The organism is Streptomyces coelicoflavus, assembly GCF_045041415.1.
Taxonomy (GTDB): Bacteria; Actinomycetota; Actinomycetes; order Streptomycetales; family Streptomycetaceae; genus Streptomyces; species Streptomyces coelicoflavus.
On sequence record NZ_CP108218.1, the window covers coordinates 7,198,827 to 7,218,323 of the forward strand.

Sequence of the window (19,497 nt, forward strand, 5' to 3'; positions counted from 1 at the left end):
CGGATCCGGCCGCGCGGGTCGGTCCGAGTCCCCGGCCGGCCGTCGAGCCGGTCTACGCCCCGTTCGCGGCAGTGGTGCGCAACCAGGCGTATCGGCCCCACGTCTCAGAGGCATGACCTCCACCTCACCCGACCAACCCGGACGCCCCTCCCTGGCCGTACTGCCGGTACGGCGCCACAGCGAACGACGTCGGGTGCCGGGGCCTCATCGTCGAGCCCCACGCGGCGTGCCTGGCCCATCTGGGCGACGTCGAACGCTCCGCCTACCTCGCCGGCCTGCGCCCTGGCGCGGACGTCGACCACCGCGGCACCCCGTTGGGGGAGGAACTGCACTACGGCGAGACGGAGATGCGCCGTCACGCCCACGACATCCCACGCAGCGAACGGGCCCTGCTCACCACCTACTGGGCACTCTCCGGCTACGGTCTGCGCGCCTCCCGAGCCCTGGGCTGGCTGCTGGGAGGCATGGCCACGACCGTGCTGCTGATGATGCTGTGGGGGCTGCCGAAGGACGACCCGAAGCCCCAGAGCACCGGCACGCTGACCGGCCGGCGCCTCACGTTGACCACCATTGGGGCCGAGCCGGTCAATCCCGACGGGCCCTATCGCGAGCGTCTGTCGGCCAAGAGGTTCGAGAAGTCCTTGCGGGTGGTCATCAATTCCGTGGCCTTCCGCTCCTCCGGCCGGAACCTGACCACCGCCGGCAACTACACCGAGATGGCTTCCCGGCTCGTTGAACCCGCCCTCCTCGGTCTGGCCGTCCTCGCTGTGCGTGGCCGGGTGAAACGCTAGGAGAGCACTACTTCACCGCCATCTCGCCCAGCTCCGACCAGCCCTCCTGGTCGACCGACGCGTTCACGATGCGCGGCGTCCGGGCGAGGTGGGGCGGCAGTTCCTCCTGCGCGGCGCGGAAGTGGGCGGACTGGACGTGGGCCGCGCCCGCCTCGTCGTCGCGGAACGCCTCGACCAGGACGTATTCCGTGGGATCTTCGACGCTGCGCGACCAGTCGAACCAGAGGCAGCCGGGTTCCGCCCGGGTGGCCCGGGTGAACTCGCCGGCGATCTCCGGCCACTGGTCCGCGTGCTCGGGGAGTACCTGGAACTTCGCCGTGATGAAGATCATGGGTTCGCCTTCTGTGAGCGTGGTCTGGAGCCTGGACGTGAGCACGAGCGGGCCGGGGACGGTGCGAGTACCTCGCCGTTCGCATCCGTACCCGGTCCCGCGTCACCGGCACCATCCGGCTCGGCCAGGTGGGGCAGCCGCCCGGTGCCGTTCTTCCGGGGCGGTGGTCAGGCGTTCGCCCGCGCCCGTCCCCGGCCCACCAGCCGCTTCACCAGCGGCCAGGCCAGCAGCAGCACGATCACCGCGTACACCGTCACCGAGAACGGCGTGTTGACCAGGCCCGACACGCTGCCGTCGCTGATCTGCAGGGCGCGGCGCAGCTGCTGCTCGGCGTTCGGGCCGAGGATGACGCCGATCACGGCGGGCAGGATGGGCAGGCCGTAGCGCCGCATGCCGAACCCGATCAGACCGATGACCAGCAGGATCACCAGGTCGATCACCTCACCGCCGACCGCGTACGCGCCGACCGCCGCGAAGAACATGATCCCCGCGTAGAGGTACGGACGCGGGATGCGCAGCAGCTTGGCCCACACCGGTGCCAGCGGCAGGTTGAGGGCGAGCAGCAGCACCATGCCGACGAAGAGCGAGGCGATCAGACCCCACACCAGCTCGGGCTCGCGTTCGAACAGCAGGGGGCCGGGCTGGATGCCGTACTGCTGGAAGGCGGCCAGCATGACCGCGGCGACCGCCGTCGTCGGCAGGCCCAGGGTCAGCATGGAGACCAGCGTGCCCGCGGCCGAGGCCGACGCCGCCGACTCGGGTCCTGCCACGCCCTCGATGGCGCCCTTGCCCCACTCGTCCTTGTGCTTGGACAGCCGCTTCTCCGTGACGTACGACAGGAAGGTGGGTATCTCCGCGCCGCCCGCCGGGATCGCGCCGAACGGGAAGCCGATGAGCGGACCGCGCAGCCAGGACTTCCAGGTGCGCTTCACATCACCGCGGCCGAGCCAGGGGCGGCCCACGGGGATCGGTTCGGCCGACCCGCGCCGCAGATGGGCCGCCACCCACAGCGCCTCGCCGATCGCGAACAGACCGACCGCCACGATCACCACGTCCACGCCGTCGGCGAGTTGCAGCGAACCGAAGGTCAGCCGCTGCTGGCCCGTCATCTGGTCCAGGCCCACCAGACCGATCGTCAGACCGATCAGCAGCGAGGCCAGGCCTCTGATCCGCGACGAACCCAGCACCGACGTCACGGCGATGAACGCCAGCACCATGATGGCGAAGTAGTCCGGGGCGCCGATGTCCACCGCCAGGTCGGCGACCGTCGGGGCGAGGGCCACGAGCAGGATCGTGCCGATCATGCCGCCCGCGAAGTGGCCGATGGCGGCGGCGGCCAGCGCCTGCGCGCCGCGACCCGCCTTGGCCATGGGATTGCCCTCCATGGCCGCGACCACGGCGGCGCTCTCGCCGGGGGTGTTGAGCAGGATGGAGGTGGTCGAACCGCCGAACATCGCGCCGTAGTAGATGCCGGCGAACATGATGAACGCGGCGACCGGGTCCAGCCCGTACGTCACCGGCAGCAGCAGCGCCACCGCCATCGCCGGACCGATGCCGGGCAGGACACCGATGGCCGTGCCGAGCAGCACGCCGAGGGCGGCCCACAGGAGGTTGACCGGGGTGAGGGCCGTGCCGAAGCCGTCCATGAGGGAGTTGAGGGCGTTCATGTCAGAGCACTCCCATCAGCGGACCGCCGGGCAGCGGTACTCCGAGCAGTTGGTCGAAGACGACGTAGGTGATCAGGGACACCACCGCGGCGATCAGCGGATCACGGTCCAGGCGGCGGCTGCCGAGGGCGAAGGCGGCGCCCCAGAAGAGCAGTGCGCCCGCGACGGGGAAGCCGGCCGGCTCGATCAGGGCCGCGGCGCCGAGGAAGATCCCGGACAGCAGCAGCACCGTGCGCCAGTCGGCCGGTTCGGACAGGTCGACGTCCTCGCCGCCCTCGGCCTCGCCCCGGCCGCCGCGCAGCACGTCGACGGCGAGCAGCGCGGCGATCACCAGCAGTCCGACGCCGACCACGATCGGCACGGTCTTGGGGCCGACCGGGCCGCGCTGGGTGATGTCGACGTCCATGGTGAGCGCGTCGGTCAGGACGAGCACGCCGAGCGCCAGCAACAGGGCGCACACGCCCAGCTCGGAGTGCTCGCGCAGCCACGACCGCGGGCCGGTGGCCGTCGCCCCGCGGTCGTCGGGGAGTTCGGTCCGCGTCGTCACAGTCCCAGCTCCTTCAGCACCGACACCACGCGCTCGTCCTGGGCGTCCAGGAAGTCGCCGAACTTCTCACCGGTCAGGAAGGCGTCGTCCCAGCCGTTCTGGTCCATGGACTTCTTCCACTCGGGGGAGTCGTGCAGCTCCTCGAAGAGGCGGGTCAGCTTGGTGCGCTGCGCCTCGGAGAGGCCGGGCGGGGCGACGATGCCGCGCCAGTTGGTGAAGTTCACGTCGTAGCCGGACTCCATGAGCGTGGGCGCGTCCGCGAGGTCGTCCACCCGCTCGGGGCCGGTGACCGCGAGCACCCTCAGCTCGCCGGCCTTGATCTGGTCCAGGTACTCGCCGACGCCGGAGACCCCGAAGCCGACCTTGTTGCCGAGGATCGAGGCGAGCAGTTCACCGCCGCCGTCGAAGGGGATGTAGTTGACCGACTTCGGTTCGATACCGGCGGCCTGCGCCATCAGCATCGGGGCGAGGTGGTCGGGCCCGCCCGGCGACGAACCACCGCCCACGGGGATCTTGCCCGGGTCCTTCTTCCAGGCGTCGACCAGCTCGTCGATCGTCTTGTACGGCGAGTCCTTGGCGACCACCACGACGTCCTGCTCCTCGGTGAGCCGCGCGATCGGTGTGGCGTCGGCGAGGGTTTTGGGCGCGTGGTTGGAGCGGACGGCGCCCACGACGCCGAGGCCCATGGACATGGCGAGCTTGCCGTTGCCGTGTTCGCTGACCAGTCGGCTCAGACCCACGGTGCCGCCCGCGCCGGGCAGGTTGAACACCTCGATGTTGTGCGTGAGTCCGGCGTCCTCGGCGTTCTTCGCGGCCGTGCGGGCGGTGATGTCGTATCCGCCGCCGGGCGTGTTGGGAACCATGAAGCGCAGGCCCGGGATCTGGGTGCCGGAATCGGAGTCGTCGCCCGAGGAGAGCAACGGCGGTCCGGCCAGCACGAGCACGGCGGCCCCGAGCAGGGCAAGGGGGGTGCGCAGGCGCACGTATGACACCACCTGTCGGTTGGGTAGAGCGGTAGGGGAGCCCTGTGGGGGAGGGTGACGTGGGCCACATGGTGCCCGCGTGTCTGGCTCGTGTCTTCCTTGCGGAACCAAGGGAGGTTGTGTTCATTGCGGTCGCCGGAACCGCGTGATCGACATCGCTGTCGGATCGCCGGTTCATTGCGAAGCAGGCACATCGAAGGCACATCCCTTTCCCTTGCCGCAGGTGGAGGCCATGATGGCGACCCGGCACACCCGCCGGCCCCCCGCCGGTCACCGCATCCCCGTCCCGCCCCCGTCCACGCACCGTCCCCGTCTCCGTGCCGCCCCCGTCTCCGTCCCGCCCCCGCCCCGTCCCCACCACCTCCGTGAACCGAGAACGAGTCCGCCGTGGCCCCCACCTTCCGCCGCCAGACCCTCGCGGGCGAGATGCTGGTCCTCCAGCTCGCCATCGTCGTGGTCGTCCTGCTTGCGGTCGCCGCCGTCTCGCTCGCGCAGTCCAAGGCCACCTTCAACCGCGTGGAGGGGCGCCGGGTCACCGCCCTGGCCGAACAGCTGGCCGCCACGCCGCTGGTCCGCAGCCAACTGCTGAGACCCGTGCCGGGAGAGGCGCTCGCCCCGCTGGTCAACTCCACCCAGACCCAGTCCGGGGTCACCTCCGTCACGGTGGCCGACGCCGACGGCCGCGTCGTCAGCTCCACCGACCCCACGCTGATCGGCGCCAGGCTGCCGCGCGGGAAGGGCGCAGGCGCCTCGAGCGGCTGGTCGGGGCCGCTGAGCGTGCAGGGCAGCCGGGAACTCGTCGCCCAGGTCCCGGTCCTCGGGGCCACCCGGCAGACCCTCGGCCGGAAACTCGGCACGATCATGGTCGGCGAGGCGGACCCGACGGTGTGGCAGCGCCTCAGCGGGGCCTCCTCCTACCTGATCGCCTACCTCGGCATCGCCAGCGGCCTCGGCGTGGCCGGGTCCTGGCTGCTGGCCCGGCGCGTCAAACGGCAGACCCTCGGCCTGGAGCCGCGCGAGATCGCGGGCCTCGCCGAACACCGCGAGGCCATGCTGTACGGCATCGCCGAGGGCGTCGTCGCCCTGGACCCGCAGCACCGGCTGACCCTCGTCAACGAGATGGGCCGGCGCCTGCTCGACCTGCCCGCCGACTGCGTGGGCCAGAGCCTGGACGGGCTCGGCATCGACGGGCGGCTGCGCGACGTACTCGCCGGTGCCACGCCCGAAGCGGCCCGGCCGCGCGACGAGGTCGTCGTCCGGCACGGCCGGGTCCTGGTCATGAACCGGATGACCGTCACCAAGGACGGCCGCGCGCTCGGCTCGGTCACCACCCTGCGCGACCGCACCGAACTCGCCCGCCTGGAACGGGAGATCGGTTCCTTCCGCAGCACCTCCGAGTTGCTGCGCGCCCAGGCCCACGAGTTCGCCAACCAACTGCACACCATCTCCGGGCTCATCCAGATCGGCGAACAGGAGGAGGTGGTGCGCTACGTCCGCGGACTCAATCAGCGCCGGCAGTCCCTGGACGTCACCCTCAGCCGCCGGGTCCGGGACACCGCGGTGGCCGCGCTGATCACGGCGAAGTCCTCCCTCGCGGCGGAGCGCCGGGTCGCCCTGCGCGTCTCGGACCGCACGGCGCTGGAGAGGCTCGAGCCGGCGGACGCCGCCGACGTGGCGACCGTGGTCGGGAACCTCGTCGACAACGCCGTGGACGCCGCCGCGGCCCCGGGCGACGCACACGACGCCTGGGTCGAGGTCGAACTGCGGCAGGACGCCGCGAGCGTCGAGATCGTGGTCCGCGACTCCGGGCCCGGCGTGGCGCCCGAACTGGCCCGGGAGGTCTTCTCCCACGGCTTCACCACCAAGGCCGCCCGGCAGGGCGAGCGCGGCATCGGTCTGGCGCTGACCCGGCTGGTCTGCGAACGTCACGGCGGTGAGATCTCGGTGACCAACACCCCCGACGGGGCCATGTTCACCGCACGCATGACCGTCAGCCACCTCACCGACGCGGTGGCGGAAGGAGCAGCACCATGACGGCAACGAGCGGCACGTCCGACGCGACCGCCCCCACCGCCGCGATCCCGCACGCGCCCCGTTCCGCCGCCCCGATCGGCGTGCTCGTGGTCGACGACGACTTCATGGTGGCCCGTGTCCACCGCGCGTTCGTCGAACGGGTCGAGCCCTTCCGGGTCCTGGGTGTCGCCGGCACCGGGGAGCAGGCGCTCACCGCCGTCGGGGAGCTGCGCCCCGACCTGATCCTGCTCGACCTGTACCTGCCGGACGTCTTCGGTCTCGACGTCATCCCTCGCCTGCGCGCCGCGGGCCACGACTGTGACGTCATGGTCATCAGCGCGGCGCGCGAGGCGGAGGCGGTGCGCGGTGCCGTGCGGCAGGGTGTGGTCGACTACCTGCTCAAACCGTTCGAGTTCGAGGACCTGCGGGTCCGGCTCGAGCGCTACGCCCTCCAGCGGGGCCGGCTGCTCGGCACGGTCGTGCGCAGCCAGGCCGACGTCGACCGCGTACTGGCCGGCGCCGCGGCGCAGGCGGCCACGGCCCCCGCGCTGCCCAAGGGCATGAGCGTGGAGACCGCCGAACTCGTCGAGCGGACCCTGCGGGAGGCGGACGGCACGCTGTCCGCCAGCGAGTGCGCCGCGCTGACCGGCATCTCCCGGGTCAGTGCCCGCAGGTACCTGGAGCACTTCCACACCGTGGGCAGCGCCGACGTCTCCCTGCGCTACGGCGTGGCCGGGCGGCCCGAGCGCCGCTACCGCTTCCGCGGCGCGGTCACCGGCCTGGCGCTCCCGCACGCAGGGCGTCCATGACGAAGTCCAGGAACCGGGTGACCCGCGGCTGCCGGTCCTCGCCGGGTCCGATCACCCACAGACCGCCGAGGACCAGGAAGAAGTCGTCTCCGGTCACTCCGGGCCGGATCGTGCCGGCCTCGTGGTTGGCACGGAGCAGGAGCTCGGCCGCGTCCTCCAGCGGGGTGGGGCGCGGCTTCTCCGGCGCCCCGGGTGCGCTGGTGACCAGCCGGATCGCGTCCGCCAGACCCGCCTTGGTCATGGCGAACTCGGCGAGGCGGTCCATCCACTCGCGCAGGGCCAGGTCGGGTTCCCGGGTGGCCAGCATCTCGGGCGCGGCCTGGGCGACCTGCTGCATCCCGTAGCGGTAGATCTCCAGGACCAGCGCCTCGCGGTTCGGGAAATTGCGGTAGAAGGTGCCCTGCCCGACCCCCGCCTTCTTGGCGATGGCGCTCAAGGGGGCGTTCGCGCAGTGCGTCAGCTCCTCCGTGGCCACGGCCAGGATGCGTTCGCGGTTGCGCTGGGCGTCCGAGCGCAAGGGAGTGTCCGGCTTGTCCTTCATCGGCTGCGGCACTCGTCCCCCTTTCGGGTTGTGGCCGAATCCCGACCTTGCTAAGCGGACAGCTGTCCGTTACGTTTTCGTGAGCGGACAGTTGTCCGGTTGCCCGCCCAGTCTAGCGGCAGACGCGGCCGCGTGAACCCGACGGTGGTCGACCGGCCGCGAATGACCCCCCACTGCCTACAGCCCATTTCTCCTTGTCAACAGACATCCCGCTGTCACCAGACACCAAAGAAGGCTGACCATGGCCCCAACGCCCTCGTCGACGTCCAGCGCCGTCACCCTGAACATCAACGGCGAGAAGCACCAGCTGACCGTCGACCACCGCACCACCCTGCTCGACGCCCTGCGCGAGCGCCTGGATCTCACCGGTACCAAGAAGGGCTGCGACCAGGGCCAGTGCGGAGCCTGCACCGTCCTCGTCGACGGGCGACGCGCCGTCTCCTGCCTCAACCTCGCCGTCGCCGCCGAAGGACGGGAGATCACCACCATCGAGGGCATGGCCGACGGCGACCGGCTGCACCCGGTCCAGCAGGCCTTCCTCGACCTCGACGGCTACCAGTGCGGCTACTGCACCCCCGGGCAGATCTGCTCGGCGATCGCCGTCATCGAGGAGCACGCGGCCGGCTGGCCCAGCGCCGCCACCGAGGACGTACGTCCCGAAGCCGGACCCCCACCCCTCACGCCGGACGAGATCCGCGAACGGATGAGCGGCAACCTGTGCCGCTGCGGCGCCTACGTCTCCATCGTGCAGGCGGTCACCCGCGCGGCCGAGGCCCACGAGGCGGCCGCCCGCGACGACGACGGCACCCCGGCCGGGACGGCGAAGGAGGCGGCGGCATGAGGGAGTTCGGATACCAGCGCGCCGACGACGTCTCCGGCGCCGTGGCCCTGCTCGCCGCCGACCCGGACGCCCGCTTCCTCGGGGGCGGCACCAATCTCGTCGACCTGATGAAGACCGGGGTCGAGCGCCCCGCCCGGCTCGTCGACGTCCGCGAACTCCCCCTGGACGGCATCGAGGAGACCTCGGACGGCGGCCTGCGCATCGGCGCCACCGTCACCAACAGCGACCTCGCCGCCCACCCCGAGGTACGCCGCCGCTACCCGGTCCTGACCCAGGCGGTCCTGGCCGGCGCCTCGGGACAACTGCGCAACATGGCCACCGTCGGCGGCAACCTCCTCCAGCGCACCCGCTGCGGCTACTTCACCGACCTCAGCAGGCCCTGCAACAAGCGGGCCCCCGGCAGCGGCTGTTCCGCGATCGGCGGCGAGCACCACAACCACGCCGTGCTGGGCGCCTCCGACCACTGCGTGGCCGTCCACCCCTCCGACATGGGCGTGGCCCTCGCCGCCCTCGACGCCGCCGTGGAGTACGAAACCGCCGACGGCCCGGGCGAGCTGCCGCTGGCCGACTTCTACCTGCCCGTCGGTGACACCCCGCACCGGGAGACCGCACTGCCGCCCGGCGCACTGATCACCGGCGTCACCCTGCCGCCCGCCCCGGTCGCCGCCCACTCCCGCTACCGCAAGGTCCGCGAACGGGCCTCGTACGCCTTCGCGATCGGCTCGGTCGCCGCCGCGCTCGACATCGAGGACGGCGTCGTGCGCGAGGCCCGGCTGGCCTTCGGCGCGGTCGCCTCACGGCCCTGGCGGGCCCGCGCGGCCGAGGCCGTGCTGACCGGCGCACCGGCCGACGGCGACACCTTCGCCGCCGCCGCGGACGCCGAACTCGCGGCCGCCAGGCCGCTGCCCGACAACGGATACAAGGTGACCCTCATGCGCAACCTCGTCGTGGCCGTCCTGACCGAACTCGCCGGGGAGGCCGCCCGATGACGACCGCCACCACCGGCCGTACGACGGCCCAGGGCGCGGTCGGCACCGCCCACACCCGCGTCGAGGGCCGCGACAAGGTCACCGGAGCGGCCCGCTACGCCGGCGAGATCCCCTTCGCCGACCTCGCGCACGGCTGGCTGGTGCTGTCCACCGCGGCCCGCGGCCGTGTGCGCGCGATCGAGACCGAGCCCGTCCTCGCCATGCCCGGCGTGCTCGCCGTCCTGCACCACGGCAACGCCCCGCGCGTCGACACCGACTACATCGGCCTGCTGGGCATCCCGCCGGACCCCACGGCCGCCGTCTTCCAGCAGGACCGGGTGCACCATGTGGGCTGGCCGGTCGCGCTCGTCGTCGCCGAGACGCCCGAGCAGGCCAGGGAGGCCGCCGAGGCCCTCGTCGTCGCCTACGACGAGGAACCGCACGACACCGAACTCACCACCGGGCACCCGGGCGCCCACCCGGCCGGCGGCGTCATGCCCGGCGAGACCGGCAAGGGCGACCTGGCGGCCGGCCTCACCGCCTCCGCCGTCGTGGTGGACGAGGAGTACACCACGCCCGAAGAGCACCACAGCATGATGGAGCCGCACGCCGCCACGGCCCGGTGGGACGGGGGCCGGCTGGAGGTCGTCGACTCCAACCAGGGCACCACCTGGATCCAGACCGAACTGGCCAGCATGTTCTCCCTCGACGCGTCCGGGGTGCGGGTGCGCTCCGAGCACATCGGCGGCGGCTTCGGCAGCAAGGGTCTGCGCGCCCACCAGGTCGCCGCCGTGATGGCCGCGACCGAACTGCAGCGGCCGGTGCGCGTGGTGATGACCAGGCGCCAGATGTTCTCGCTGGCCGGCTACCGCAGCCCCACCGTCCAGCGGGTGCGGCTCGGCGCCGATGCCGACGGCCGGCTGCGTGCCCTGGAGCACCGCTCGCTGAACCAGACGTCCACCGTCTACGAGTTCGTCGAGCCCAGCGCGGGCGTGGCCCGGGTGATGTACGACGCCGACGCCCACCACACGGCCAACGAGGTGACGCCGCTCGACGTGCCGTCGCCGACGTTCATGCGCGCGCCGGGCGAGGCGCCGGGGTCCTTCGCCATCGAGTCCGCTCTCGACGAACTCGCCGAGCGCTGCGGCGTCGACCCGATCGAGCTGCGCCTGCGCAACGAACCCGAGGTCGGCCCGGTCTCGGGGTTGCCGTTCAGCAGCCGCAATCTGGAGGCCTGCTTCCGCGAGGGCGCCCGGCGGTTCGGCTGGGCCGAGCGCGACCCGCGCCCCGGCGTGCGCCGGGACGGACGCTGGCTGCTGGGCACGGGCACGGCCGCCGCCTCCTTCCACTCGGGCGCCGGCCCCTCCACGGCCCTGCTGACCGCAGAAGCGGACGGGAGCTTCACCGTGCGGATCGCCGCCGCCGACATCGGCACCGGCGCCCGCACCGCGCTCACCCTGGTCGCGGCCGACGCGCTGGAGGTCGCTCCCGAGCGGGTCCGGGTCCGCATCGGCGACAGCGACTTCGGGCCGGCGATGATCGCGGGCGGCTCGATGGGCACCCGCTCGTGGGCCTGGGCGATCACGGCCGCGGCCGCGGAACTGCGCGAGCGCCTCGCCCTGGGCGCCGACATCCCGGCCGACGGCATCACCGTGCGGTCCGACACCACCGAGGCCCTGGGCCGCCTCGCACAGAAGGAACGGCACTCCTTCGGGGCGCAGTTCGCCGAGGTGGCCGTGGACACCGCCACCGGCGAGGTGCGGGTGCGCCGCATGCTCGGCATCTTCGCGGCGGGCCGGATCGTCAACCCGCTCACCGCCCGCAACCAGCTCGTCGGCGGCATGGTCTGGGGCATCTCCATGGCCCTGCACGAGGAGGCGGTACGGGACCGGGCGAGCGGCGCCCTGTACGCCCCCGACCTGGCCGGCTACCACGTGGCCACCAACGCCGACGTGGGCGACATCCAGGCGGACTGGGTGGACGACCCCGACCCGGACGACCCGGTCGGCATCAAGGGCGTCGGCGAGATCGGCATCGTGGGTGCCGCGGCGGCCGTCGCCAACGCGGTGCGCCACGCGACCGGCGTGCGCCACCGGAACCTGCCGATCCGGCCCGACCGGGTGCTGGCGGCGGGGGTGCCCACGGCCGGGGGCGGCACGGATGCTTGACATCGCCGACGAGCTGAACCGCTGGCTCGCCGAAGGCCGGGAGTTCGCCGTCGCCACCGTCGTCTCCGTCGGCGGCAGCGCACCGCGCGGGCCCGGCGCGGCCCTCGCCGTCGACAGCGGCGGCACGGTGATCGGCTCGGTTTCAGGCGGCTGTGTGGAGGGGGCGGTGTACGAGCTGTGCACCGACGCCCTGCGCAGCGGCGAGACGGTGCGCGAACGCTTCGGCTACAGCGACGAGGACGCCTTCGCGGTCGGCCTGACCTGCGGCGGGATCGTCGACGTCCTGGTCACGCCGGTCGGCGCCGACGCGCCGTCGCGGGAGGTGTTCCGGGCGGCGCTGGCCACCGCCGCCCGGGGCGGGACCGCGGCGCTCGCCCGGGTGGTGCGGGGACCGTCCGAGCTGCTGGGCCGGGCGATGCTGGTGCGTCCCGACGGCACCCACGAGGGCGGTCTCGGCGGCCACCCCGACCTGGACCGCACCGCGGCCGCCGAAGCCCGGGCGCTGCTCGACGCCGGGCGCACCGGCACGGTCGGGCTCTCGGAGGACGGATCGCGCTGCCCCGGCGGGCTCAGCCTGCTCGTCGAGTCCAGCGTGCCGCCGCCCCGCATGATCGTCTTCGGGGCGGTCGACTTCGCCGCGGCGCTGGTACGGGCGGGGAAGTTCCTGGGACACCACGTCACGGTGTGCGACGCCCGGCCCGTCTTCGCCACGCGGGCCCGCTTCCCGGAGGCCGACGAGGTCGTCGTCGACTGGCCGCACCGCTACCTGCGGGACACCCCGACCGACGGGCGCACGATGCTGTGCGTGCTCACCCACGACGCCAAGTTCGATGTGCCGCTGCTGGTGGAGGCACTCCGTAAGCCGGTCGCGTTCGTCGGCGCGATGGGCTCGCGCCGCACCCACGAGGACCGCGACCGACGGCTGCGCGAGGCGGGCCTGACCGAGGACGAGCTCTCCCGGCTCCGCTCACCGATCGGCCTCGACCTCGGCGCCCGCACCCCCGAGGAGACGGCCCTGTCCATCGCGGCGGAGATCGTCGCCCTCCGCCGCGGCGGCACGGGCACACCCCTGACGGGCGGGGCGGCACCGATCCACCGGGAGGTGACGGGGGCTGCCGCCTGAGGGGGAGGACGGGACCCCTGCCGGACCGGCCGGTGGCGCACACCGGGCCCGGTGATGCCTGCGAGGGCCTGCGGCCCTACGCTCATCCAGCCTGCCGGGCCTGCCGGGCCTGCCGGGCCTGCCGGGCCTGCCGGGCCTGCCGGGCCTGCCGGGCCGCCGAGTCCGCCCGGACGGCCGGGGCCGCCGGACGACCGTCCCGGCTCCGGGCGAGTCCGCCACCCGGTTCAGGTGCCGGACCGGCCGCGGCGTGATGGACCGCGGCGGACGCGCGACGTCGCCGGATGCCGGCGTGCGGCACACCGCGAGGACACCCCCGGGCGGGTGCCCGAAGGTCAGGGCAGCTTCGACTCGCCGGCCAGGCGCACCGCGCACTCCAGCATCATGGCGTGCACGAAGGCCTGCGGGAGGTTGCCGCGGAGCTGGCGCTGGCGCACGTCGTACTCCTCGGCGAACAACCCGGGCGGTCCGCAGGCCGCCCGGGTGCGCTCGAACCAGCGGAACGCGCCGACCCGGTCGCCGACGCGGTGCGTGGCGAGTGCCATCGCGAAGCCGCAGAGCAGGAAGGCTCCCTCCGCCTCACCGAGCGACTTGCCGGGATGTTCGAAGCGGAACAGGTAGCCGTCCTCGGTCAGGCGGGACTCGACGTACGCGCGGGTGGCCGCGTCGTGGTGGTCCCCGAAGGTGCAGCCGCGGGCCATGGGCACCAGCAGCGCGGCCTCGGGCCCGTCGTCGTCCTCGGCCCGCCGCCAGCGGCCGTCGGGGAGCAGGCACCGGCGCCCGGTCTCCCGCAGCACCGTGTGGGCGAGCTCGGCGCACCGGTGCCCCGCCTTCCCGGGCAGCACCTCGGCCATCCGGCGCAGACCGCACACCACGCTCAGTCTGGAGTGGGTCCACCACCGGTCCTCGAGCTCCCACAGACCGGCCTCCGGCTTCAGCCACTGTCGTTCGACCACGTCCACGGCGACCGCCGCGGCCCGTTCCGCCTCCTCGGTCAGCCGGTCGTGCGCGGCCGCCGCGGCGAACAGTTGCAGCGCCTCGCCGAAGGTGTCCAGCTGGAACTGGGCGCCCGCGTCGTTGCCGACGTGGTCGTTGCCCCCGGGATAGCCGGGCAGCCGCAGGGAGCGCTCGTGTCCGACCGGTCGGCCGTCGACCGTGTACGCGGGTCGCACCTCGTCGCCGTCCGCGAGGATGCGCTCGGCGACGAAGCGCACGGCGTCGTCGACCAGGGGGTGCGGGCCGTGCGCGGCGATGGCGAGACCGGCGTAGCACTGGTCGCGCAGCCACGCGTAGCGGTAGTCGTAGTTGCGGCCGCTGTTGGCCCGCTCCGGCAGGGACGTGGTGGCCGCGGCGACCATCCCGCCGGAGACGCTGGTCAGGCCGCGGAGCACGGCGTACGCGTGCCGTGCGTCGCGGGGTGCGACCAGCCGCGAGCAGTCCGGGACCGTCCGCCGCCACTCCCGTTCCGTGGCCCGCCACAACGCGTCGGCGTCGAGTGGCTCGGTCTCCCGTCCCGTCGACAGTTCCAGGACCAGGTCGTGCGTCTCGCCCTCACGCAGCCGGAAGTCGCCGCAGAGCCCGGACCCGTCCCGCCACACCGCGTCCGGCGCCCCGGCGAGCCGCATCCGCAGGTCCGCCGCCTCGGCCGTCCACACGCCGTGCTCCCGCCGCGGCTCGCGCATCCGGGCCGTACCGAAGCCGGGCCGCGGGTCCAGGTCCAGGTCCAGGTCCAGCCGGGCCTCGCCCCGTTCCACGCGCATACGGCGCAGGAGCACGAGCCGGTCCGTACGGGAGGGCAGGGCCAGGGCCTCGCGGCACTCGATCACGCAGTCGGCGGTCACCCACCGGCTCACCCGGATCAGGGTGCCGTCCTCGTAGGAGCCGCCCCAGACGTGCCAGGGGTCCGCGGGCTCCACGGTGAAGTGACCGGCTCCGCCGATCAGCGCGGAGAACACCGCGTCGTCGTGCCATCGCGGGGCGCACAGCCACACGATCCGGCCCCGGGGGTCCAGGACCGCACCCCGCTCGCCGTCGGCGAGTACGGCGTACTCGCGCAGTGCCCAGGGCGGGCACGACGTGTCCGGTGCCGCCGCTCGCTGATCGTCGCCGTCCTTCATGACGCTACGGCTATCCCGGCGCCGGTGACCGAAACGGTGCGCTCCGCACGGTCCACCCGCTTCGCACGGTTCCCGGCTCCTCCCCGGCCGGGCCCGTCCCGTGCACCGTCCCGTGCTCGCCCAGCGGGCCCACCGAGAGACCCGCCTCGTGGCAGTCGCGCACGATGTCCGGCAGCGCGCCGAGCGCGGCCCGCCAGCTTCCCGGCGCGGAGGCGTGGTCGGTGTCGTGGAGGAGGACCGTGCCGCCGCCGCGCAGGTCCGCCGCGACGGTCGCGCGCACCGAGGCGGGCGTCGCGTCGTGCCGCCAGTCCTTGCCCCACGCCGTCCACAGCACCGGCCGCAGCCCGGCCCGGCGGGCGGCCGCCCAGCGTCCGGAGGTGAGGATGCCGTAGGGCGGCCGGTACCAGAGGGGCCGCCGGCCGGCCACCTCGCCCACCACGTGGGCGGCCCGAGCCAACTCGCGCGCGTCCCGGGCCGGCGAAGGCCACCAGGGGCGGTCGTGCGTCCATCCGTGGACGGCGAGTTCGTGTCCGCGCCGGACCAGCTCACGGGCCGGCGCCGGATGCCGTACGGCGTTCTCGCCCAGGACGAAGAACGTCGCCCGTACCCCGAGTACGTCCAGTGCGTCGAGGAAGTGTGGCGTGGACACGGGATCCGGGCCGTCGTCGAAGGTGAGCGCGACATGACCGGGGCTGCCCTGCCCGGCCAGTCCGGGGAACCGGCGCCGGCGCAGCCCGGGGAGCCAGGTCGCGGCCGGGCCGATGTGGGCCAGCGCGACGGCGGCGAGCGGCGCGGCGACGTATCCCGCCCGCCCGGCGGAAATCCTCTGGCGCATGGCTGGCCCCTCCGGCCGTCTCGGTTCACCGGCCTCGGTTGACCGGTCTCGGGCATCGTGTCCCGGCTCGCTGGTCCCGGCTCGCTGGTCCCGGCTCGTCGGTCTCGGTCGGCTCATCGCCGCGCCGCGCGCTCGGGCCCGTCCCGTGCCGCCGTGGCGGTGTCCCAGGCGCCGTGGACCGAGGGAGCACGGGCCAGTCCGACGCTGCCGAGGCCGATCAGGGCCACGCCGATCAGCTCGGGCAGCACCCGTACCCCGAGCAGGATCTCCTCGCCGAACAGGGCCCAGCCCAGCGCGACGCTGGTCAGCGCGTCGCCGAGGGTCAGCGCCGGCTGGGAGGCCGCCAGCGTCCCCGCCCGCAGAGCGCTCTGCAACAGCAGGAAGCTGACCACACCCACCACCGCCGTCGCGTACGGCGGCCACTGGGTCAGCACCTCGCCCACCCCCTGGGGGAGCCGTCCGGTGAGCTCCTTCAGCAGCGCCGCCGTGCCGCCGAACCCCACCGCGGAGGCCGACCCGAACAGCGCCGCGCGGGCCGCGCCGTGCACCATGCTGCCGACCGAGGCGAGGACCGTGATCAGTACGAACAGCGCCAGCCCCGCCCAGATCCACCGGCCCCCGGTCGCGGTGTCGTGGCCGGGCGCCGGAGCGGCAGAGCCCAGGAACAGCGCGAGCCCCACGGCCAGGGCCACGAACGCCAGCCAGGTGCGCGGGTCCGGACGCCGGTGGAAGACCGCACTGCCCACCACCAGCGTGAACAGCAGTTCGGTGGCCATCAGCGGCTGAACGACGGCCAGGCTGCCCACCGCCAGCGCGGACGCCTGCAACACCGTCGTCAGCGCGAGCAGCGCCGCCCCGCCGACCCAGTACCGGTCGCGCGTCATCCGCAGCAGCGAGCGCAGCGCCGTGTGCCTCGCCCCGGTCCGGTCCTCGTCCTGCGCCGCGGCCCGGCGCTGAAGTACCGACGCCGCCGCGTTGGACAGCGCCGCGAACAGGGCGAGGACGACGGTGAGGACACTCACCGCGGCGGGCTCCCGGTCATCCGAACCGCGCGGCCAGCCGCCGGTACAGGCCCGGAGCCGCGCCCCGCACCCGGCACGGCAGACGCAGCCACGAGGGCACGTACACCTCGTCCCGGCCCCGTACCACCGCGCTGCGCACCGCGTCGGCCACGAGCTCCGGAGGCACCGGACGTGGCCTGGACCGCCGGTAGGGAGTGCCGCGACGCTCGAAGAACGGTGTGTCGACGACGCCCGGCACCACGTGGGTGACCCCCACGCCCGTGCCGCGCAACTCGTAGCGCAGCGAGTCGGCGAAGGCGCCGACCGCGGCCTTGGCGGCGGAGTACACGGCCTCGTCGCGCACCGCGACACTGCCCGCCAGCGATCCGATGAGCACCACCCGCCCGGTACCCGCCGCCACCATGCCCGGCAGCAGCAGCCGCACCAGGCGCAGCGTGGCCAGCACGTTGATGTCGAACACCTCGTCGATGGTGTGCGGGGGCATGTCCAGGAACTCCCCGGCCCAGCCCACCCCGGCTCCGGCCACCAGCAGGTCCACCGGGCCGGACGTGGCCGTGGTGAAGTCGGTGAGCTGCCGGTCGGCTCCGGGCAGGGTGAGGTCCGCGGCGAAGGCGGTGGCCGAGGTGTCGTCGGCGACCTGACGCAGCCGCACCGGGTCGCGTCCGGTGAGCACCAGCCGCCAGCCGTCCTCGTCACCCAGCCGGCGGGCCACGGCCGCGCCGATGCCGGAGGACGCCCCCGTCACGAGCGCCGTGCGGGTCCGCGTGCCCCGGTCCGCCACGGGCCGGGGCCGGGGCCTCGCGTGGTCCGCGTCGGGGGCGACGACCTGCGGTCCGGGTACGGACCGGGGACGGGAGAACGCATGGACCATGAGGACCACCTTGGCTCGGGGCGGGCACCGGGGACCGTCCGACCGGGCGGTCGGCTCCGGCGTCCGGCCGGACGGGCGGTCACGGAGTATCCCCGACAGGGCATCCGAAACGCCCTGATGCGCGGTGGTTTGGAACCCCGCACGTCGGCAACCTGGTCCGCTGTGCACCCTCGCAGCCCGTCAGCGCCCCAGCCGTCCGGTGCTCCGAGCGGCCCGCACGGCGGCAGACGTCTGCTGGTGGTCAGCGCCAGCATGGGCGCCGGTCACGACACGGTCGCCGCCGAACTGGTCCGCCGGGCGCGCGAGCGCGGCGACACCGCTCAAACCGTCGACGTCCTCGCCCTCCTGCCCTACGGCCTGGGCACCGTCCTCAGGTTCCTCTACCGCGGGTCGGTACGGCACTTACCCTGGGCGTACGCCGCCGTGTACCGGATCTTCCTGCGCCCCGGCCCGGGACGCCGCCCCAGCGGGACGCCCCTGGCCCGGCTCGCCGGGGGCAGACTGCGCGAGCTGGCCCGGCGCACGGGCGCGGACGTCGTCGTGCCCGTCTTCCACCTGGGTGCCCAGCTGACCGGCCACCTCAGGGACCGCGGGCTGCTGCCCGTGCCAGCGGCCGTCCTGGTGATCGACTTCGAGGTGCACCGGCAGTGGCTCCATCCCGGCAACGACCACTACCTGTGCCTCACCGAGGACGCGGCGCGCGAGGCGCGGGGGAGTACCGGCAGGCCGGCGCGACGGTGCGGCCCCGTCGTGGCACCGGAGTTCTTCGCCGGCACCACCGGTGCTCCGGGGACGGCCGAGTGGCGGGACGTGTTCGGCCGACTCGGTCCCGGGCGGCCCGCCGTGGTGCTGTCCGCCGGCGCCTGGGGCGTCGGCTCGCACCTGGACACCACGGTCCGGCTCCTGACGGACCACGGCTTCCTGCCGGTCGTGCTCTGCGGCGGCAACCGGCGGCTGCGCCGCACGCTGTCCGGCGCACCGGGCGTCCTCGCCCTGGGCTGGGTGACGGACATGCCCGGCCTGCTCCACGCCGCCCGGGCGCTGGTCGACAACGCGGCCGGGCAGACCGCCGTACAGGCGCTCGCCGCCGGACTGCCGGTCGTGGGCCACCGTCCCCTGCCCGGCCACGGCGCCGACGGGGTGCGGCGGATGGCCGCGCTGGGCGTCTCCGAGGTCGCCGAGGACGAGGTCGAGCTGCTGGGCGCGTTGCGGCGGCTCACCGCACCGGGCCCGGCCCGGGAGCAGCGGATCGCCGCCGGGCACGCGCTGTTCACCGAGAACGGGGACGCCCTGACCCTGGTGACCGACGTCGCCGACGGGTCACGCGCACGCGCACGACGCCGGGGGCGCGCCTACGGCCGTGACGCCCGTACCGGGTGAGCGCCTCCGTTTTCTCGCCCGAGCCCAGGGCACCCGCCCCGGAGTGCGAACCGGCACAAGGAGGCGACGTCGTGCGGCTCGACGAATTCCTCACCCGGGTCCGCGACCGCGGTGAGTTCCACAGCGACGACGAGGCGGAGCAGGTCACCAAGGCCGTCCTGTGGGTGATCGCGTCCCGCGTCACCCCGGAGGAGGCCGCCGGTCTGGCCGACGGCCTGCCCGCACCACTGGACGACGCGCTCCGGCCGGAACGCGGGCGTCCCGAGTCCTTCGGCCGCCAGGAGTTCCTCCGGCGGGTGGCCCAGCAGACCGGCGCCCGGCCGCGCACCGCCGAATGGGACGCGGGTGCCGTGCTGGCCACGCTCGCCGAAGCGGTGCCCCGCGAGCGCGTCGACCGTCTGCTCTCCCACCTGCCCGCGGACTGCGCCGACCTCTTCGGCGGCCCGGTACCGCACCGGGAGCGCCCCACCGGAGCATCCCACTGAGATCGAGG

General features: G+C 73.9%; 17 protein-coding genes and 1 pseudogene. 9 read left to right on the plus strand and 9 right to left on the minus strand.

The annotated features are described in order from the left end of the window. Positions 1-329: 329 nt before the first annotated feature. Positions 330-791, plus strand: a pseudogene (locus tag OHA99_RS32380) (pentapeptide repeat-containing protein); the annotation flags it as partial. A gap of 7 nt (positions 792-798) precedes the next feature. Here OHA99_RS32380 and OHA99_RS32385 read toward each other — a convergent pair. The 4 genes from OHA99_RS32385 to OHA99_RS32400 all read right to left on the minus strand — a co-directional run bounded on the left by OHA99_RS32385 (position 799) and on the right by OHA99_RS32400 (position 4,319). Continuing rightward, positions 799-1,122 carry a putative quinol monooxygenase gene (locus tag OHA99_RS32385; protein ID WP_405698502.1) on the minus strand — a complete coding sequence of 108 codons (324 nt, stop codon included), beginning with the start codon at positions 1,120-1,122 and terminating at the stop codon, positions 799-801. A 167-nt stretch (positions 1,123-1,289) separates the two neighbouring features. Next, on the minus strand, positions 1,290-2,789 hold the full coding sequence (locus OHA99_RS32390) for a tripartite tricarboxylate transporter permease (RefSeq protein ID WP_153181002.1): 1,500 nt from the start codon (positions 2,787-2,789) through the stop codon (positions 1,290-1,292). A 1-nt stretch (position 2,790) separates the two neighbouring features. Beyond that, positions 2,791-3,336, minus strand: coding sequence for a tripartite tricarboxylate transporter TctB family protein (locus OHA99_RS32395; RefSeq protein WP_153181003.1), 546 nt, complete (start codon positions 3,334-3,336; stop codon positions 2,791-2,793). Beyond that, positions 3,333-4,319 (minus strand): tripartite tricarboxylate transporter substrate binding protein, encoded by a 987-nt coding sequence (locus OHA99_RS32400; protein WP_007446979.1) that lies wholly within the window; start codon positions 4,317-4,319, stop codon positions 3,333-3,335. The genes OHA99_RS32395 and OHA99_RS32400 overlap by 4 nt, the downstream gene beginning before the upstream one ends. A 387-nt stretch (positions 4,320-4,706) precedes the next feature. Here OHA99_RS32400 and OHA99_RS32405 point away from each other — a divergent pair, with 387 nt between their 5' ends. Next, positions 4,707-6,353, plus strand: coding sequence for an ATP-binding protein (locus OHA99_RS32405; RefSeq protein ID WP_153181005.1), 1,647 nt, complete (start codon positions 4,707-4,709; stop codon positions 6,351-6,353). Beyond that, on the plus strand, positions 6,350-7,141 hold the full coding sequence (locus OHA99_RS32410) for a response regulator (RefSeq protein WP_153181006.1): 792 nt from the start codon (positions 6,350-6,352) through the stop codon (positions 7,139-7,141). Before OHA99_RS32405 ends, OHA99_RS32410 begins: the two co-directional genes overlap by 4 nt. Here the strand turns inward: OHA99_RS32410 and xdhR are convergent. Next, positions 7,104-7,694: a purine salvage operon transcriptional regulator XdhR gene (xdhR, locus tag OHA99_RS32415; protein ID WP_153181007.1), complete on the minus strand. Its 591-nt coding sequence runs from the start codon at positions 7,692-7,694 to the stop codon at positions 7,104-7,106. The two genes, OHA99_RS32410 and xdhR, sit on opposite strands and share 38 nt — an antisense overlap. 229 nt (positions 7,695-7,923) lie before the next feature. On the opposite strand from xdhR, the gene OHA99_RS32420 reads away from it, so the two are divergent. Genes OHA99_RS32420 through OHA99_RS32435 form a run of 4 tightly spaced genes read left to right on the plus strand, consistent with a single transcriptional unit; the run spans position 7,924 to position 12,782 of the window. Continuing rightward, positions 7,924-8,523: a 2Fe-2S iron-sulfur cluster-binding protein gene (locus OHA99_RS32420; protein WP_054102780.1), complete on the plus strand. Its 600-nt coding sequence runs from the start codon at positions 7,924-7,926 to the stop codon at positions 8,521-8,523. Further along, positions 8,520-9,512 (plus strand): FAD binding domain-containing protein, encoded by a 993-nt coding sequence (locus tag OHA99_RS32425; RefSeq protein ID WP_381498506.1) that lies wholly within the window; start codon positions 8,520-8,522, stop codon positions 9,510-9,512. The genes OHA99_RS32420 and OHA99_RS32425 overlap by 4 nt, the downstream gene beginning before the upstream one ends. Beyond that, on the plus strand, positions 9,509-11,659 hold the full coding sequence (locus tag OHA99_RS32430; protein ID WP_405698503.1) for a xanthine dehydrogenase family protein molybdopterin-binding subunit: 2,151 nt from the start codon (positions 9,509-9,511) through the stop codon (positions 11,657-11,659). The genes OHA99_RS32425 and OHA99_RS32430 overlap by 4 nt, the downstream gene beginning before the upstream one ends. After that, positions 11,652-12,782, plus strand: coding sequence for an XdhC/CoxI family protein (locus tag OHA99_RS32435; RefSeq protein WP_153181010.1), 1,131 nt, complete (start codon positions 11,652-11,654; stop codon positions 12,780-12,782). Before OHA99_RS32430 ends, OHA99_RS32435 begins: the two co-directional genes overlap by 8 nt. Positions 12,783-13,114: 332 nt before the next feature. Here the strand turns inward: OHA99_RS32435 and OHA99_RS32440 are convergent, their stop codons facing one another. The 4 genes from OHA99_RS32440 to OHA99_RS32455 all read right to left on the minus strand — a co-directional run bounded on the left by OHA99_RS32440 (position 13,115) and on the right by OHA99_RS32455 (position 17,624). Beyond that, positions 13,115-14,896: a glycoside hydrolase family 15 protein gene (locus OHA99_RS32440; RefSeq protein ID WP_405698504.1), complete on the minus strand. Its 1,782-nt coding sequence runs from the start codon at positions 14,894-14,896 to the stop codon at positions 13,115-13,117. 10 nt (positions 14,897-14,906) lie between these two features. Further along, a complete protein-coding gene (locus OHA99_RS32445; RefSeq protein WP_381498511.1) occupies positions 14,907-15,731 on the minus strand; it encodes a polysaccharide deacetylase family protein in 825 nt (274 codons plus the stop codon). 113 nt (positions 15,732-15,844) lie between these two features. After that, positions 15,845-16,753, minus strand: coding sequence for a DMT family transporter (locus tag OHA99_RS32450; protein WP_153181013.1), 909 nt, complete (start codon positions 16,751-16,753; stop codon positions 15,845-15,847). A gap of 16 nt (positions 16,754-16,769) precedes the next feature. Next, positions 16,770-17,624 carry an SDR family oxidoreductase gene (locus OHA99_RS32455; RefSeq protein WP_007446944.1) on the minus strand — a complete coding sequence of 285 codons (855 nt, stop codon included), beginning with the start codon at positions 17,622-17,624 and terminating at the stop codon, positions 16,770-16,772. 252 nt (positions 17,625-17,876) lie between these two features. Here OHA99_RS32455 and OHA99_RS32460 point away from each other — a divergent pair, with 252 nt between their 5' ends. Both OHA99_RS32460 and OHA99_RS32465 read left to right on the plus strand, forming a co-directional pair. Beyond that, a complete protein-coding gene (locus OHA99_RS32460; protein ID WP_194280342.1) occupies positions 17,877-19,004 on the plus strand; it encodes an MGDG synthase family glycosyltransferase in 1,128 nt (375 codons plus the stop codon). Between the two features lie 71 nt (positions 19,005-19,075). Continuing rightward, positions 19,076-19,489 (plus strand): DUF2267 domain-containing protein, encoded by a 414-nt coding sequence (locus tag OHA99_RS32465; protein ID WP_153181015.1) that lies wholly within the window; start codon positions 19,076-19,078, stop codon positions 19,487-19,489. Positions 19,490-19,497: the final 8 nt, after the last annotated feature.